16 protein-coding genes are annotated in these 15,399 nt (G+C 33.7%); 13 read left to right on the forward strand and 3 right to left on the reverse strand.

What is annotated here, in order from left to right:
• The first annotated feature begins 80 nt into the window (after positions 1-80).
• The 12 genes from atpB to ABWO08_RS02395 all read left to right on the forward strand — a co-directional run bounded on the left by atpB (position 81) and on the right by ABWO08_RS02395 (position 11,595).
• Entirely contained in the window at positions 81-1,238 is a 1,158-nt protein-coding gene (gene atpB, locus ABWO08_RS02340) for a F0F1 ATP synthase subunit A (protein ID WP_353083445.1), read from the forward strand.
• Positions 1,239-1,273: 35 nt separating this feature from the next.
• Positions 1,274-1,465 carry an ATP synthase F0 subunit C gene (atpE, locus tag ABWO08_RS02345; RefSeq protein ID WP_108369812.1) on the forward strand — a complete coding sequence of 64 codons (192 nt, stop codon included), beginning with the start codon at positions 1,274-1,276 and terminating at the stop codon, positions 1,463-1,465.
• 78 nt (positions 1,466-1,543) lie between these two features.
• On the forward strand, positions 1,544-2,044 hold the full coding sequence (locus ABWO08_RS02350) for a F0F1 ATP synthase subunit B (protein WP_353083446.1): 501 nt from the start codon (positions 1,544-1,546) through the stop codon (positions 2,042-2,044).
• Positions 2,044-2,577: an ATP synthase F1 subunit delta gene (gene atpH, locus ABWO08_RS02355; RefSeq protein ID WP_353083531.1), complete on the forward strand. Its 534-nt coding sequence runs from the start codon at positions 2,044-2,046 to the stop codon at positions 2,575-2,577. The genes ABWO08_RS02350 and atpH overlap by 1 nt, the downstream gene beginning before the upstream one ends.
• A 23-nt stretch (positions 2,578-2,600) precedes the next feature.
• Complete coding sequence (atpA, locus tag ABWO08_RS02360) at positions 2,601-4,178, forward strand: F0F1 ATP synthase subunit alpha (protein ID WP_353083447.1); 1,578 nt, start codon at positions 2,601-2,603, stop codon at positions 4,176-4,178.
• A gap of 70 nt (positions 4,179-4,248) precedes the next feature.
• Complete coding sequence (gene atpG / locus ABWO08_RS02365; RefSeq protein ID WP_353083448.1) at positions 4,249-5,109, forward strand: ATP synthase F1 subunit gamma; 861 nt, start codon at positions 4,249-4,251, stop codon at positions 5,107-5,109.
• A gap of 102 nt (positions 5,110-5,211) precedes the next feature.
• The gene (locus ABWO08_RS02370) at positions 5,212-6,699 is read left to right on the forward strand and encodes a lipopolysaccharide biosynthesis protein (protein WP_353083449.1); all 1,488 of its coding nucleotides are present in this window, start codon (positions 5,212-5,214) and stop codon (positions 6,697-6,699) included.
• A complete protein-coding gene (dut, locus tag ABWO08_RS02375; RefSeq protein ID WP_298395731.1) occupies positions 6,699-7,133 on the forward strand; it encodes a dUTP diphosphatase in 435 nt (144 codons plus the stop codon). Before ABWO08_RS02370 ends, dut begins: the two co-directional genes overlap by 1 nt.
• A 52-nt stretch (positions 7,134-7,185) precedes the next feature.
• Positions 7,186-8,196: a sugar phosphate nucleotidyltransferase gene (locus ABWO08_RS02380; RefSeq protein WP_353083450.1), complete on the forward strand. Its 1,011-nt coding sequence runs from the start codon at positions 7,186-7,188 to the stop codon at positions 8,194-8,196.
• Positions 8,197-9,558 (forward strand): tetratricopeptide repeat protein, encoded by a 1,362-nt coding sequence (locus tag ABWO08_RS02385; RefSeq protein ID WP_353083451.1) that lies wholly within the window; start codon positions 8,197-8,199, stop codon positions 9,556-9,558.
• Between the two features lie 4 nt (positions 9,559-9,562).
• Positions 9,563-10,336: a lipoprotein insertase outer membrane protein LolB1 gene (gene lolB1 / locus ABWO08_RS02390; RefSeq protein WP_353083452.1), complete on the forward strand. Its 774-nt coding sequence runs from the start codon at positions 9,563-9,565 to the stop codon at positions 10,334-10,336.
• Between the two features lie 5 nt (positions 10,337-10,341).
• A complete protein-coding gene (locus ABWO08_RS02395; RefSeq protein ID WP_353083453.1) occupies positions 10,342-11,595 on the forward strand; it encodes a murein hydrolase activator EnvC family protein in 1,254 nt (417 codons plus the stop codon).
• Between the two features lie 54 nt (positions 11,596-11,649).
• Here ABWO08_RS02395 and ABWO08_RS02400 read toward each other — a convergent pair whose 3' ends face one another.
• Positions 11,650-12,159 (reverse strand): acyl-CoA thioesterase, encoded by a 510-nt coding sequence (locus ABWO08_RS02400; RefSeq protein WP_353083454.1) that lies wholly within the window; start codon positions 12,157-12,159, stop codon positions 11,650-11,652.
• Between the two features lie 77 nt (positions 12,160-12,236).
• A complete protein-coding gene (locus ABWO08_RS02405) occupies positions 12,237-13,178 on the reverse strand; it encodes an HU domain-containing protein (RefSeq protein ID WP_353083455.1) in 942 nt (313 codons plus the stop codon).
• 104 nt (positions 13,179-13,282) lie between these two features.
• Here ABWO08_RS02405 and dprA point away from each other — a divergent pair, with 104 nt between their 5' ends.
• A complete protein-coding gene (dprA, locus tag ABWO08_RS02410; RefSeq protein ID WP_353083456.1) occupies positions 13,283-14,386 on the forward strand; it encodes a DNA-processing protein DprA in 1,104 nt (367 codons plus the stop codon).
• A 3-nt stretch (positions 14,387-14,389) separates the two neighbouring features.
• Here dprA and trpS read toward each other — a convergent pair whose 3' ends face one another.
• The gene (gene trpS / locus ABWO08_RS02415; RefSeq protein ID WP_353083457.1) at positions 14,390-15,367 is read right to left on the reverse strand and encodes a tryptophan--tRNA ligase; all 978 of its coding nucleotides are present in this window, start codon (positions 15,365-15,367) and stop codon (positions 14,390-14,392) included.
• Positions 15,368-15,399: the final 32 nt, after the last annotated feature.

Consider the following 15,399-nt stretch of genomic DNA (forward strand, 5'->3'; position numbering starts at 1 on the left):
AAAAGTTATACTTTTTAATATTAATTAAAATTGTACTTTTGCACCAAATTTGAGAAAATAAATTAAAGAAATTATCAAATATGTTGTTTTTAAACAAACCACTTCAGTTCTTATTTGCCGCTTTATTAGCATTTTTTCCTTTATATAGTAATGCGAATCACAGCGAAAATGCACCAGTAAATCATAAGGTAGAAGCAGTAGCAGCTACCCCTGAAAAAAAAGTATTGTCTGAAGACGAAGCTAAAGATGAAGAAAGAAAAGAGTTTATTCAGCATCACTTATTAGATTCTCACGATTTTCATATTTTTTCATACGGGAAAAATGCAGAACATAGCGTTGGATTCCCATTACCAGTTATTCTATGGGATAACGGTTTTCATATATTTTCTTCTTCTAAATTTGGTCATGAAGAACATGATGCACCTGCAGAAGATGGAGGAAATTACTACAAAATCAGCCACCATGATGGTAAAATCTACAAAACAGACGCTCAAGGAACATTAAAAGAAAACGCTGAAGGTCATATTGAAAACGAAAAACCAATTGACTTATCAATTACAAAAAGTCTTTTTATGATAATTGTGGTTAGCGTATTAATGTTTTTATTATTCGCTGGGTTAGGTAAATCATACAAAAAGAATGGTTCTATTGCTAAAGGAGCAGGAAGATTTTTTGAGCCTATTATTTTATATATCAGAGACGAAATTGCTATTCCAAATATTGGAGAAAAGCACTACAAAAAATACATGAGTTTCTTATTAACGATATTTTTCTTCATTTGGTTTTCAAATATTTTTGGATTAACACCACTAGGAGTAAATATTACAGGAAATTTAGCGATTACTGGAGCTTTAGCTCTTTTAACCTACCTTATTACTACCTTTACCGCTAAGAAAGATTATTGGAAACACATCTTCTGGATGCCAGGAGTTCCAGTTCCAATGAAGTTTATATTGGCGCCAATTGAATTGTTAGGAACGATCATTAAACCGTTTTCATTAATGATTCGTTTGTATGCAAATATGTTGGCAGGGCACGTGGTATTAATGAGTTTAATTGCATTAATGTACAAAGCAAATAGTATCGTTGGAAGTCCGTTGGCTTTCTTGCTTTCATTTGTTTTAACATTATTAGAAGTATTGGTTGCGTTATTACAAGCGTATATCTTTACAATGTTGGCCGCTTTATATTTTGGTTCTGCTTCAGAAGAGCACCACCACGAAGAGGCGCATCATTAATAGTTTTGAATGTTTAATTTTTAATACATATTTTTATGGAAATTCCTAGAATTATTGGAGCAGGATTAGTAGTTATTGGAGCAGGTATTGGTATTGGTAGAATCGGTGGTTCTGCAATGGATGCTATCGCTCGTCAACCAGAAGCTACTGGAAAAATCCAAACAGCGATGCTTATTGCTGCTGCACTTATTGAAGGTATTGGTTTCGCTGCAATTTTTGCATCGTAAATTTTTACAACAAAAGTTGTAACGGTTGGTTGCAACTTTTGTTATTTTTAAAATTAAAAAAATTTAAATACATATATAATGGAAGAATTATTTGGACATATTTCATTAGGCTTGTTTATCTTACAAACAGCATTATTCATTGCATTAATTTTCTTATTGAAAAAATTTGCTTGGAAACCAATTTTAGATGCTGTAAATGAAAGAGAAGAAGGTATAAAAAATGCTTTACAATCGGCTGAAAGCGCTAAAAAAGAAATGCAAAACCTTAAATCAGATAATGAGAAATTATTAGCTGATGCAAGAGCAGAGCGTGATGCTTTAATGAAAGAAGCTCGTGAAATCAAAGATAAAATGATTAACGACGCTAAAACCGAAGCGCAAGCTGCAGGTGAAAAAATGATTGCACAAGCAAAAGCATCAATCGAAAGCGAAAAAAATGCAGCAATGGCAGATTTGAAAAATCAAGTTTCTTCATTGTCACTAGAAATTGCTGAAAAAGTATTAAGAGACGAATTATCTAACAAAGATTCTCAAACAAAATTAGTTGAGAAAATGTTGGGTGACGCTAAATTAAACTAATCATTATGTCTAGAGCAGCGATTAGATACGCCAAAGCAATATTAGAAATTGCTCAATCTTCTGGAAAAGCAGATGCTGTTAATAGCGACATGAATTCAATCGTTAAGGCAGTAACTGAAAGTTCAGAGTTAAGACATTTTCTAACGAGTCCTATTATTAAAATAGAATATAAGAAATCGGCATTGTCTGAAATATTTTCTAATGTTCAAGCAGAAACAAATAGCTTATTTGATTTGTTACATGAAAATAAAAGACACGAAATCTTAGAAGATATTGCAATTCAATACAATAGATTATACGATGAAAGTAAAGGAATTGAAGTAGCTAAAGTAACTACTGCGCTTCCAATTACTCCAGAGTTAGAAACTAAAGTATTGGCAAAAATTGCCGAGTTTTCGAATAAGAAAATTACCATCCACAACATTGTAGATCCAGAAATTATTGGGGGATTTATTTTAAGAGTTGGAGATCAACAATACAATGCTTCAGTAGCAAGTAAATTAAGTGAATTAAAAAGAGAGTTTAGCAATTAAAATTCCATTAAAGATATATCAAAATGGCAGAAATTAAACCAGCTGAAATTACAGCAATATTAAAAAAACAATTATCTGGTTTTGAATCAGGTGCAAGTTTAGAAGAAGTAGGAACTGTACTTCAAGTGGGTGATGGTATCGCTCGTGTTTACGGTTTATCAAATGCTCAATATGGTGAGTTAGTACAATTCGAAAACGGATTGGAAGCAATCGTATTGAACTTAGAAGAAGACAACGTTGGGGTGGTACTTTTAGGACCATCTACTGGAATCCGTGAAGGATCTACAGTAAAAAGAACACAACGTATTGCTTCTTTAAAAGTTGGAGAACAAATTGTTGGTCGTGTTGTAAATACACTTGGAGAGCCAATTGACGGTAAAGGACCTATCGGAGGTGAGTTGTTTGACATGCCTTTAGAAAGAAAAGCTCCTGGAGTTATCTTCCGTCAGCCAGTAACCGAGCCATTACAAACAGGTATTAAAGCGGTAGACGCTATGATTCCTGTAGGTCGTGGACAAAGGGAGTTGGTAATTGGTGACCGTCAAACAGGTAAATCTACCGTTTGTATTGACACCATCTTAAATCAAAAAGAATTTTACGATGCTGGAAAACCAGTATTTTGTATCTATGTTGCAATTGGACAAAAAGCTTCAACTGTAGCTGGAATTGCTAAAATGTTGGAAGAAAAAGGAGCAATGGCTTACACAGTAATTGTAGCAGCTAACGCATCAGATCCAGCACCAATGCAAGTATATGCACCAATGGCAGGAGCTGCAATTGGAGAATATTTCCGTGATTCAGGGCGTCCTGCATTAATTGTTTATGATGATTTATCTAAACAAGCAGTTGCTTACCGTGAGGTATCTCTTTTATTAAGAAGACCTCCAGGTCGTGAGGCTTATCCTGGTGACGTATTTTACTTACACTCTCGTTTATTAGAAAGAGCATGTAAAGTAATTGCTGACGATGATATTGCTAAAAACATGAATGATTTACCAGATACTTTAAAAAGTATCGTAAAAGGTGGAGGTTCATTAACGGCTTTACCAATTATTGAAACACAAGCAGGAGACGTTTCTGCATATATCCCAACTAACGTAATTTCGATTACTGACGGACAAATTTTCTTAGATGGAGATTTATTCAACTCTGGAGTTCGTCCTGCAATTAACGTAGGTATTTCGGTATCTCGTGTGGGAGGTAATGCACAAATTAAATCAATGAAAAAAGTAGCAGGTACTTTAAAATTAGACCAAGCTCAATTCCGTGAATTGGAAGCGTTTGCTAAATTTGGTTCTGATTTGGATTCAGTTACTTTAAACGTAATTGAAAAAGGAAAACGTAACGTTGAAATCTTAAAACAAGGTTTGAACTCTCCTTATACAGTAGAAGATCAAGTTGCAATTATCTATGCAGGTTCTAAAAATTTATTGAGAAATGTTCCAGTAAATAAAGTAAAAGAATTTGAAAAAGATTTCTTAGAATATTTAAATAATACACATAGAGATACATTAGATGCATTAAAAGCTGGAAAATTAGACGATAACATTACTGATGTTATTGAAAAAGCAGCTTCAGAAATCTCTGCAAAATATAATTAATTAGGCTCAAGGTCCTTGGTTTTAGGTTTTAGTCCTAGTACCCAGAACCCCAAACCCAATACCAAATAAAATGGCAAACTTAAAGGAAATCCGTAATAGAATTACATCCGTTTCATCTACGATGCAGATTACTTCTGCAATGAAAATGGTTTCTGCGGCAAAACTGAAAAAAGCACAAGATGCAATTACAGCTATGCGCCCTTATGCCGAAAAATTAACGGAATTATTACAAAGTTTAAGCGCTACTATGGACGGCGAAGTTGGTGGTGATTTTACCGCTCAACGCGAAATAAATAAAGTGTTAGTTGTTGCAGTAACTTCTAATAGAGGTTTATGTGGTGCATTTAACACCAATGTTATTAAGCAAACAAAAGCTATTGCTGATTCCTACGCTGGAAAAAAAGTTGATGTTTTTTCTATCGGAAAAAAAGGTGGTGATGTATTGAAAAAAACAAACACCGTTATTGCTAGTCATAATTCAATTTACGACAATCTTACTTTTGATGCTGTAGCGGAAATTGCTAATGAGTTAACAGAAATGTTTACTTCTGGCGAATACGATAAAATTGAAATAGTTTACAATCAATTTAAAAATGCTGCTACTCAAATAGTTCAAACTGAGCAATTTTTACCTTTAGCACCTGTTGCTTCAGAAACAGCTGTTGCTGCTGGAGATTACCTTTTCGAACCATCTAAAGAAGAAATCGTTTTAACTTTAATTCCTAAGTCGTTAAAAACACAATTGTATAAAGCAATTCGCGATTCCTTTGCTTCAGAACACGGAGCTCGTATGACAGCAATGCATAAAGCAACAGACAACGCAACCGAATTAAGAGATCAATTAAAATTAACATACAATAAAGCACGTCAAGCTGCAATTACTAACGAAATCTTAGAGATTGTTGGTGGAGCTGAAGCTTTAAAAGGATAATTTTAAGTATTAATAAAATCATAAAAGAGTCAACATTTGTTGGCTCTTTTTTTATTACATCGATATTATAACTATTTTTGTTTATCATTAAAGATAATTACCTTGAGTTTATATAAAAACTTATTCAAACAAACTGCAATTTATGGTTTGGCCATGGTGTTGCCAAGAATGCTTAGCTTCTTTTTGGTACGACTTTACACCAACGTACTTCCAAATAAAGCAGACTATGCCGATTTGACTACGGTATTATCCTGGATGGTATTTTTTAATGTGATATTATCTTATGGATTAGAAACTGCTTTTTTCCGTTTTTATAATTCGGAAGACGACAAGAAAAAAGTAATTGCCACTTCAACCATTTCAATTTTTTGGAGCTCTTTATCTTTTCTAATTGTAGCCTTATTATTTAGAAACACATTAGCTAATTATGCCAATGTTGAGGTGCAATACATCACCTATTCTATTTGGATTTTGGTATTAGATGCCTTAGTTGTGATTCCGTTTTCAAAGTTAAGAGCGAACCAAAGACCAATGCGTTATGCTGCTATTAAAATTGGAAATGTGGTTATTAATTTAGGTTTGAATTTCTTCTTTTTATTGGCTTTGCCAAATAGTGCAGCCTCAGATCCAAACGGCATTTTTGCTTCCATTTATGTAGAAGACTTTCAAGTAGGTTATATATTTTTGGCAAACTTAATTTCTAGCTTATCCACATTTGTTGTTTTATCTCCCGATTACTTCAAAATAAATTGGAAAATAGACCCCGAATTATGGAAGCGCATGATGCAATATGGACTTCCAATTTTAATTGCCGGAATAGCATTTGCCATAAACGAACATTTTGATAAAATCCTTTTAGGAAAATTATTACCACCCAATATAGCTAAATCAGAAGTTGGAGCTTATTCTGCTTGTTATAAGTTGGGATTATTTATGGTATTATTTAGAACTGCCTACTCACTTGGAATAGAACCCTTTTTCTTTAGCCATGCAAGTAATGAAAACGCACCACAAACTTATGCAACCATAACTAAATATTTCGTGATATTTGGTTCGTTTATTTCCTTAAGCGTAATAGTTTTTGCCGATTTATTAAAAATCATTTTATTAGACAACGAAACCTATTGGTCGGCAATGAAAGTAGTTCCGCTAATTGTTTTTGCTAATTTCTTTTTAGGTATTTACACCAATTTATCCGTTTGGTATAAATTGACAAATAAAACAAAAATCGGTGCTTATATCTCATTAGTTGGCGCCGCCGTGACTTTGGCCCTAAATTATCTTTTAATTCCTTTAAAAGGACCTTTTGGCGGTTATTATGGCTCAGCAATTGCAACTATTGCTGCTTATGGAAGCATGATGGCCTTGTCTTATTATTTAGGCAGAAATAAATACCCAATTCCTTACGATCGAATTCGCATTTTTGGCTATTTAGTTATGAGCATTTTGTTCTCAGCCATTTCGTTTTACATTCCGTACATAAGAGAAAATTATTTTATTAAAATCGGAATCCTTTTCGTGTTTTTATATTTCATTTATTACAGCGAAAAAGAAACTTTATTAAGAATCATTAAAAGAAAAACTAAATAATGACTATTAAAATTATCAATAAATCGCAACATGAATTGCCAAATTACGAGACCATCGCATCGGCAGGAATGGATTTGCGTGCGAATATTTCAGAACCAATTACGCTTAAATCGTTAGAAAGAACCATTGTAAAAACCGGACTTTTTATTGAACTTCCAATTGGTTATGAAGCACAAGTTCGCCCAAGAAGCGGATTGGCAGCCAAAAAAGGAATCACAGTATTAAATTCTCCAGGAACAGTTGATGCCGATTATCGTGGTGAAATTGGAGTAATTTTAGTAAATTTATCTAATGAGGATTTTGTGATTGAAAATGGCGAGCGCATTGCACAGTTAATCATTGCCAAACACGAAAGAGCCGAATGGATTGAAGTTCAAGAATTGTCAGAAACCTCTAGAGGTGAAGGCGGTTTTGGTAGCACGGGAGTAAAATAAAGTTAAATTAATTTGAGGACGCGATTGTTTCGTCCCTCGCAATGACTATAAAATGAAAATAATAGTACCAATGGCAGGTCGTGGATCTAGATTAAGACCACACACATTAACCATTCCGAAACCATTAATTCCAATAGCTGGGAAACCAATTGTGCACCGATTGGTAGAAGATATTGCTGGGGTATTAAATCAAGATATTGATGAAGTAGCCTTTATTATCCACGAAAGTTTTGGTGCAAAAGTAGAAGAAGAGTTATTGGCAATTGCTCAAAAATTGGGAGCTAAAGGAACTATTTATTATCAAAATGAAGCTTTAGGAACCGGTCATGCCATAATGTGTGCTAAAGAATCTTTGAGTGGCCCTGCGGTTATCGCTTATGCCGATACTTTAATTCGTGCCGACTTTGATTTAGATAAAACTGCCGACAGCGTTATTTGGGTAAAACAAGTGGATCAGCCGGAAGCTTTCGGGGTAATTAATTTGAATGAAAATAATGAAATTATCGAATTGGTTGAAAAGCCAAAAGAATTTGTATCAGACCTTGCCGTTATCGGAATTTACTATTTTAAAGATGTTGCTGTTTTAAAAAATGAATTGCAATTAGTGTTGGACAACAACATTGTTCACGGCGGGGAATACCAAATTAATGATGGTATTAAACAGATGATGGCAAAAGGCATGAAATTTGTTCCAGGAAAAGTAGACGAATGGATGGATTGCGGAAACAAAGATGTTACAGTAGACACCAACAATAGAATGTTGAATTTTCTTCATAACGACGGAATTCATTTGATTGATTATGATGTATTACAAAACAATTCTACTATAATTGCGCCGTGTTATATCGGAAAAAATGTGGTATTAACAAATGCAACTATTGGCCCTAATGTATCGTTAGGAGACGGATGTCATGTAAGCGATAGTACCATTAAAAATAGCTTGATTCAAACGCATTCAAATATTAAAAATGCCCATTTAGATAATGCGATGATTGGAAATCATGCAAGCTTTGATGGTAAATTTACAAGTATCAGTATTGGAGATTATTCAGTATTAGAATAAATGAAAAAAATAGCTTTATATAGTTTTCTAATCGCGTTGTTTTTTGCGCCTATTTATCTTTTTGCTCAAGAAGAGCCAAAGGACACCTTGGCATTGGCAGAAAACAAATTTGAAGATTCTTTTTTCGAATCGTTGAAGCAGAAAGGAATGGAAAACTACGATAAAGCGATCGAATCATTAGAAAAGTGCCAGACGCTTCAGCCAGAAAATGGTGTCGTTTATTTTGAATTAGGAAAAAATTATTTGTCTCAAAAAAAATATAATGAGGCCTATGATAATTTTGAAAAAGCAACAAAAATAGATCCAAAAAACCGTTGGGCATGGGTGGGCATGTATGATGTATGTTATGATACCCACGATTACAATCAGGCTATAAATATTGTTCAAAAATTAGTCGAATTTAAAGCAGATTATAGAGAAGATTTGGTTTCATTGTATATGAATACACAGCAATTTGACAAAGCACTCGATTTGATTAACGAACTTAATGAAACGGTCGGAAAATCTGATAAACGAGAATTGTATAAAGCGCAAATTTTGCAAGATGCCAAATACCAAGGCGCAGAAAAAGCCAATTTGATTAGTAAAATCAAACAATTTCCAAAAGAGGAATCCAATTACATTTCTTTGATTTTTCTTTATTCTAAAAGCAATCAAGAAGATAAAGCATTAGAAGTTGCGCAAAAATTAGAAAAAGAAATTCCAACTTCCGATTGGGCGCAAGTGAGTTTATTTAAATTTCATTTGAACAATAACGACGGTGTAAAAGCCGTTAATGCTATGAATATTGTATTGGCAAGTGAAAAGATTGACAACAAACTAAAACACCGAATATTGAATGAATTTTTAATATTCACCAAAAATAATCCCCAGTTTGATAAAGATTTAGATCATGCTATTGGTTATTTTAGCAAGGATAAAGAAGTAAAAGTTGCCAAAGAAATAGGTAAATTTTATCAATCTAAAAAAGATTGGTCAAGAGCAATTCACTATTATGAAATGCATATAAAAGCTACCAATGACGATATGGAAACCCTATTGCTATTGATGCAAGCCTATACTGAAAACTTTCAATTTGATGTTTTAGAAACCGCTTCAGAAGAGCAAATGCAATTGTTTCCGTCGCAGCCTCAATTGTATTATTATAACGGATTGGCCAATAATCAATTGAAAAATTACAAAAAAGCAATTGCAAGTTTAGAGTCGGGGATTGATTTTATTATTGATGATCCAAATTTGGAAATCAATTTCAATCTTCAACTTGGTGAAGCCTACAACGGATTGGGAGATTTTAAAAAGAAAGACACATATTTTGTAAAAGCCAATTCTTTAATTGAAAAACAAAAATTACAACACAAATAAAAAAATGAAAAATTACTTAGCCCTTGTGCTATTGCTTGTATTGGCATCCTGCAAAACCAAAGCGGTTCTGGCAGAAGGGCAAGCAAGCTCTACTTTATCTGCCGAAAAAATTATTACAAGCTACGATAACAATAAAATTGATTTTTCTACATTGTATATAAAGGCAAGTGCTCGATATGAAGATGAAAAACAAGCGCAAAATGTACAAGCCGAGATTAAAATAAAAAAGAACGAAAAGATTTTAATCAGCGTCCGAGTTCTTGGAATTACTATGGCAAAAGCTTTGATTACACCAAGTTCAGTTCAGTATTATGATAAGATTGGGAATAAATATTTTGAGGGAGATTACTCATTGTTAAGCAGATGGATAGGCACTGATTTAGATTATCAAAAGTTACAAAATATGTTTTTAGGAAAAACGATTGATGATTTACATGCCGGAAAATATGCTGCGTCAATTATAGAAAAATTATACAAGTTAGAATCCAATACGGATAGCTATACCAACAAATCTTTTTATTTTGAAAGCGATAATTATTTGGTAAAAAAACAAGAAATTAACCAATCTTTGAAAAACCGAACTTTACAAATTGAATATCCTGATTATAAACGATACGACTCAATGATTTTACCATTATCTTTGGCAATTGATGCCCGACAAAAAGAGAGTAAAACCAACATCAATATCGAATACAAGAACATTTCCTTTAACGAAGAACTTTCTTTTCCTTACAATGTACCCGAAGGATATGAAAGAATTTTTATAGAAAAGATCTAATAGTTATGCAAAAAAAATTAGCAACATTATTTTTAGTCTTCTTATCTACAATGGCTTGGAGCCAACTTACGCAAGAAGAGTTAGAACAAAGAAAAATTAAAATTCAACAAGAAATTCAAGAAAAAGAGCGCATGCTGCAAGAGGTGCGAGGCAAAGAAAAATCGGTAACCAAACTTTTACAAATTCAAAAAGAAAAAATTGGATTAAAACAAAAATTAATCTCCACCACCGAGAAACAAGCTAAGTTGCTAAGCAACAACATGTATATTAATCAAGTTGAAATTAATAAGTTAAAAAAAGACTTGGTTGTTCTTAAAGAAGATTATGCCGAGATGATTGTAAAATCGTATAAAAGCCGTTCTCAGCAAAGTCGCGCGATGTTTTTATTGTCTTCTGAAAACTTTTTACAAGCTTATAAAAGATTGCAATATATGAAGCAATATTCTAGCTATAGAAAAATGCAAGGGAATGAAATTAAAGATAAATCAGTTCAATTGGCCGATCATAATGCAAAATTAAGTGGTCAAAAAACCGAAAAAGAAAAACTATTAGCAGAGCAAGAAAAACAGCGTCAAGATCTTGTAAAAGAAAAACAAGAGCAAGAAAAAATTGCAAATAGTTTGAAGAAAGATAAAAAGCAAATCATTGCCGAAATCAAGAAAAAGCAACAAGAATCAAGAAAAATTGATGCACAAATTCAAAAAATGATTCGTGATGCAATTGCTGAAGCCAATAAAAAAGCTGCTGCCGCAAAAGTAAAAGCCAATCCTAAAACGACTACTGCTGCAGAGACTAAAAAGATAGAAGAGTCAACCAAGATTATGCTTACGCCAGAAGGGCAATTGATATCCAATAACTTTAAAGCCAACAAAGGAAGTTTGAATTGGCCAGTAGAAAAAGGAGCAATCACTTTAGGTTTTGGCGATCAGCCACACCCTGTTTATAAATCTTTGACAATCCATAATAGTGGAGTTGAAATTACTACAGAAGCAGGATCTAGTGCCCGCGCCGTTTTTGGCGGTGAAGTGACTAAAGTGATTATTACCTCTCCATTAACCAAATTAGTGTGTGTGCAGCACGGGGATTTCTTTACAGTATACCAAAACCTAAGCTCTGTAAATGTAAGTGCAGGAGATAAAGTTTCTGCTAAACAAAGTATTGGAAAAATTAGGACTAATGCCGAAGGCAAAACAGTTTTAAAGTTTACCATTTCACAAAATGCTTCATTCGTAAATCCAATGAATTGGTTGAAACGATAAAATAGAAATCAATTAAAAAGGTCCAAAGAGTTTTACTTTTTGGACCTTTTTTATTTACATAAACAACGCTTTCAATTCGGTGGCATCGTGCGGACTCATTTTTCCGGCAAGAACCAAGCTCAATTGTTTTCTTCTCAAGGCGGCATCAAAGCGCGATTTTTCTTCATCTGTTTGTGGATCTAATGGCGGCACCGAAACTGGGTTCCCCGATTCATCAACAGCTACAAAAGTGTAAATAGCTTCGTTAGCCTTCATTTTATTTCCCGATTCTCTATCTTCTATCCATACATCCAAAAAGATCTCCATAGAGGATGTAAATGCGCGAGAAACCTTAGCTTCTATAGTTACAACACTTCCTAAAGGAATGGTGCGGTTAAAAGCAACATGATTTACCGAAGCAGTCACTACAATTCTTCTAGAATGTCTTCGGGCAGCAATACTTGCAGCGCGGTCCATTCGAGCCAATAATTCTCCTCCAAAAAGGTTGTTTAAAGGATTGGTTTCGCCTGGCAATACCATATCGGTAAGTATGGTTAAGGAATCTATAGGGTGCTTTGGAGTCATAATTAAATTTTTTTCAAAGGTATTTATTTTAAACAAACTAATATAAAAACAAAAAATCCCGAGAAATCGGGATTTTATTAAAGTTCTTCAATCAGCACCCAAGCTTCTGGGTTGTGTGATTTTTTAATTCGCTGCATTTCAGTTTGCGCTTCCGAATAAGAAGCATAACTTTTATAAATAACTGGATATAATCCGTGTTGGTTTTTTTGAATTCTTTTTGCAGGATAACCTAAATGAATAAGCTCATCATACATTTTATCGGCATTTTCTTCGCTAAGAAATGCACCCGCCACAATGTGATAAGGTGTTTTAGCATTATTCACTGTTAAAGTTACAGCCGGAATAGGGTTGGAAATTACAAAAGTAGCCTCTTGAATTTTTTGCTCTACTTGCTTCTGAACTTTAGTTTGTACTGCTAAAGTTTCTTCTTGAATTTTTTGTTGGTAGTAGTTATTTCCTAATACCCCACCAGCACCAAGTAAGCCTGCGCTAATTACAAAAATAGCAGCATATTTCAAGAACGGATTGGAACGCGCTTCAGGAACAAGTTGAACTACTTCAGTATCTTCTTTTAAATTGGCTACTTGTTGCAACACTTCTCTTTTAATAGCAGGAGAAACATAAGTAGTTAAACCGAAAGATTCAGTTAAATAATTTACTGAATCGAATGGAGTAAAAACAAGGCTTTTTTCGGTGTTTAGAGAAAACTCTCCAATATTTTTAAGCGTAATGGTTTCTAATTCTTGAAGTTTAGATTTCCAATTTACCACTTGATTTTCAATTATTGATACCGCAGCATCATAACTAATCTTTTCAGATTGCGCCAGGTGATTAGCTAATAATCCGTCATTATTTTTTAAATACGAATTAAAAGAAACCAATTTTTTTGGCGGATAAAAAGAATGCGACGACTCATTTAAGTGAGCCGATTGGATTTCGGTTAAGAAAGCACCAAATCCAGGAACGGTAACACATTGGTAACGATATAGTAATTGCGATATGTATAAATCCATCTTCATAAACACAAAATTAATTATTTAATGGAAAAGACAAAATATTATCAATATATTTTGTTAACAATTTTAAATTTAATTCGTATTTTTAAGATAGATACTCAATAATCATGACCGACAACGAATTGTTTCACCTATTAGCTTTATTAAAAATTGAAGGAGTTGGCGACATTATAGCTAAAAAATTAATTGCCCATTGTGGTTCAGCCGAAAAAGTATTTCAAGCAAAAACGAATTTTCTAAAAAACATTGATGGAGTTGGAAAGGGATTCCTTCAAAATTTTAAAGATGCTTCGGTGTTCGCTTTAGCAAAAAGCGAAATGGATTATATAAAAAATAACAATATTAGTTGTTGTTCGTATCTAGAGGAAAACTACCCTGATCGATTAAAATACTGCATTGACGGACCTGTTTTGTTGTTTTCAGCAGGAGCTATTAATTGGAATAATAAAAAAATAATTAGCATTGTGGGCACCCGACAGGTTTCTGCTCACGGAATTGATTTTTGCAAAAAATTAATTCAAGATTTAGCTCCTTTAAACCCAATTATTGTGAGTGGTTTTGCCTATGGCGTGGACATTGTAGCACATCAAGCTGCACTTGAAAACAACTTGCAAACGGTTGCGGTGTTAGCCCATGGACTCAATCAAATATATCCAAAATCACACAAAAAGTATGTTTCTAAAATGGAACATAATGGCGGATTTTTAACTGAATTTTGGAGCACTTCCAGTCCAGAAAAAGAGAATTTTGTAAAACGAAATCGAATTGTAGCCGGTATTTCTGAGGCCACAATTGTGATTGAAAGTGCCGAAAAAGGAGGTTCGTTAATTACAGCTCTTCTTGCCAATTATTATAACAGAGATGTTTTTGCAGTTCCTGGAAGAACTTCGGATAAATTTAGCCAAGGATGTAATAATTTAATTAAAACCCAGCGGGCGCATTTATTGACTTCTGCTGCCGATCTTATTTATATTTTGAATTGGGAAATTCATAAACAAGAAAAGCAAAGTATCCAAAAGCAATTATTTGTTTCGTTAACTGAAATCGAACAAAAAATATACGATTACCTCCTTGCACAAGGAAAAACAGAAATAGATCAAATTGCGTTGGAGTGTGATTATCCTGTTTTTAAAACATCTTCTGTTTTAGTCAACATGGAATTAAAAGGTGTGATTCGCCCTTTGCCCGGAAAATTATTTGAAGCAATTTAAATATTAGCTACCTGAAAAACCTAATTTTACTCTTACTCTTTTAAGTACTGAATCGGCTATAGTTCCTGCTTTTTCAGCTCCTGTTTTTAAGATGGCATCTAGCTCAGCGCGATTCGAAATGTAGTAATTGTATTTTTCTCTTTCAGCTTTAAATTTCTCGCAAATAAGTTCAAAAAGAGCTTGTTTAGCATGGCCATAACCATAATTTCCACCAAGATAATTTTGTCTCATGACACTAATTTCTGCCTCCGTAGCCAATAATTTATACAAAGCAAAAACATTGCACGTATCAGGATTTTTTGGATCTTCTAGCGGTGTACTATCACTTTCAATACCCATAATTTGTTTGCGAAGTGCTTTATCATCTAGGAAAATATCGATGATGTTGCCACGAGATTTACTCATTTTTTGGCCATCTGTACCCGGAATGTACATGGTTTCTTCTTGTACGGTTCCTTCCGGAATTACAAAAGTTTCTCCCATTTGGTGGTTAAAACGCGACGCAACATCTCGAGTAATTTCTATGTGTTGCATTTGATCTTTACCAACCGGTACAAAATTGGCATCATATAATAATATATCCGCAGCCATTAGCATAGGATAGGTAAATAAACCTGCATTTACATCCTCTAATCGGTCTGCTTTGTCTTTAAAAGAATGGGCCAAAGTCAATCTTTGATAAGGAAAAAAACAACTCAAATACCATGATAATTCAGCAGTTTGAGGCACATCAGATTGGCGATAAAAAATCACTTTATTTACATCAAGTCCGCAGGCTAACCAAGCAGCAGCAGTACTATAGGTATTGCTTAACAAGGTTTCGCCGTCTTTTATTTGCGTAATTGAATGTAAATCGGCAATAAAAAGAAACGATTGATTTTCTGGTTTTTTAGACAATGCAATCGCTGGGATAATTGCTCCCAAAAGGTTTCCTAAATGCGGGGTTCCTGTGCTTTGAACACCAGTAAGTATATTCGCCATTCTAAAAATAATTTATGCAAAGTTAAACCTTT

Source organism: Flavobacterium sp., from assembly GCF_040383245.1.
In the GTDB taxonomy this organism is placed as follows: Bacteria; Bacteroidota; Bacteroidia; order Flavobacteriales; family Flavobacteriaceae; genus Flavobacterium.

Bases quoted from the DNA above. Each gene is read 5' to 3' on its own strand.
- atpB (WP_353083445.1), top strand. From the start codon at position 81: ATGTTGTTTTTAAACAAACCACTTCAGTTCTTATTTGCCGCTTTATTA.
- atpE (WP_108369812.1), top strand. From the start codon at position 1,274: ATGGAAATTCCTAGAATTATTGGAGCAGGATTAGTAGTTATTGGAGCA.
- ABWO08_RS02350 (WP_353083446.1), top strand. From the start codon at position 1,544: ATGGAAGAATTATTTGGACATATTTCATTAGGCTTGTTTATCTTACAA.
- atpA (WP_353083447.1), top strand. From the start codon at position 2,601: ATGGCAGAAATTAAACCAGCTGAAATTACAGCAATATTAAAAAAACAA.
- atpG (WP_353083448.1), top strand. From the start codon at position 4,249: ATGGCAAACTTAAAGGAAATCCGTAATAGAATTACATCCGTTTCATCT.
- dut (WP_298395731.1), top strand. From the start codon at position 6,699: ATGACTATTAAAATTATCAATAAATCGCAACATGAATTGCCAAATTAC.
- ABWO08_RS02380 (WP_353083450.1), top strand. From the start codon at position 7,186: ATGAAAATAATAGTACCAATGGCAGGTCGTGGATCTAGATTAAGACCA.
- ABWO08_RS02385 (WP_353083451.1), top strand. From the start codon at position 8,197: ATGAAAAAAATAGCTTTATATAGTTTTCTAATCGCGTTGTTTTTTGCG.
- lolB1 (WP_353083452.1), top strand. From the start codon at position 9,563: ATGAAAAATTACTTAGCCCTTGTGCTATTGCTTGTATTGGCATCCTGC.
- ABWO08_RS02395 (WP_353083453.1), top strand. From the start codon at position 10,342: ATGCAAAAAAAATTAGCAACATTATTTTTAGTCTTCTTATCTACAATG.
- ABWO08_RS02400 (WP_353083454.1), bottom strand. From the start codon at position 12,159: ATGACTCCAAAGCACCCTATAGATTCCTTAACCATACTTACCGATATG.
- ABWO08_RS02405 (WP_353083455.1), bottom strand. From the start codon at position 13,178: ATGAAGATGGATTTATACATATCGCAATTACTATATCGTTACCAATGT.
- dprA (WP_353083456.1), top strand. From the start codon at position 13,283: ATGACCGACAACGAATTGTTTCACCTATTAGCTTTATTAAAAATTGAA.
- trpS (WP_353083457.1), bottom strand. From the start codon at position 15,367: ATGGCGAATATACTTACTGGTGTTCAAAGCACAGGAACCCCGCATTTA.